The sequence below is a fragment of the Mesorhizobium sp. M7A.F.Ca.US.005.03.2.1 genome (assembly GCF_003997795.1).
Taxonomy (GTDB): domain Bacteria; phylum Pseudomonadota; class Alphaproteobacteria; order Rhizobiales; family Rhizobiaceae; genus Mesorhizobium; species Mesorhizobium ciceri.
Window position 1 is genome coordinate 1 of sequence record NZ_RZRP01001372.1, and the last position, 948, is coordinate 948.

Here is a 948-nt window from a genome sequence, read left to right on the forward strand (position 1 = left end):
GGCCAACACCGACGCGCAGGCGCTGACCATGTCGAAGGCAGGCCGCCTGATCCAGCTCGGCGCTCACGTCACCGAGGGGCTCGGTGCGGGATCGCAGCCGGAAGTCGGCCGTGCGGCGGCGGAAGAGTGCATCGATGAAATCCTCGATCACCTGACCAACACCCATATGTGCTTCGTGACAGCCGGCATGGGCGGCGGCACCGGCACCGGTGCTGCTCCCGTCGTTGCGCGCGCAGCGCGCGAAAAGGGCATCCTCACCGTCGGCGTCGTCACCAAGCCGTTCCACTTCGAAGGCCAGCGCCGCATGAAGACCGCGGACTTCGGCATCGAGGAATTGCAGAAATGCGTCGATACGCTGATCGTCATCCCCAACCAGAACCTGTTCCGGCTGGCCAATGACAAGACCACCTTCGCCGATGCCTTCGCCATGGCCGACCAGGTGCTCTATTCCGGTGTCGCCTGCATCACCGACCTGATGGTCAAGGAAGGCCTGATCAATCTCGACTTCGCCGACGTGCGCTCGGTCATGCGCGAGATGGGCAAGGCGATGATGGGCACCGGCGAGGCTTCGGGCGAGGGCCGCGCGATGGCCGCCGCCGAAGCGGCGATCGCCAACCCGCTGCTCGACGAGACCTCGATGAAGGGCGCCAAGGGCCTGCTGATCTCGATCACGGGCGGCCGCGACCTGACGCTGTTCGAAGTCGACGAAGCGGCGACCCGTATCCGCGAGGAAGTCGACCAGGACGCCAACATCATCCTGGGCGCCACTTTCGACGAGGAACTCGAAGGCGTCATCCGCGTCTCGGTGGTTGCCACCGGCATCGACAAATCGGCGGCTGAAATCGCCGCTGCGCCGATCTCGATCCGCACGGCGCCTCCGAAGCCGGTCAGCCGCCCGGCGGCTCAGATCGCGGAGGCTCGCCCGGCGCCTGTCCAGCAGGCGGCCTA

Annotated in this window: 1 protein-coding gene; it reads left to right on the forward strand. The window is 66.5% G+C overall.

Features of this window, described 5'->3' with window-relative positions; all coding sequences use genetic code 11:
- On the forward strand, positions 1–948 hold a 948-nt coding region (ftsZ, locus tag EN991_RS37865), incomplete at both ends, for a cell division protein FtsZ (RefSeq protein ID WP_127370613.1).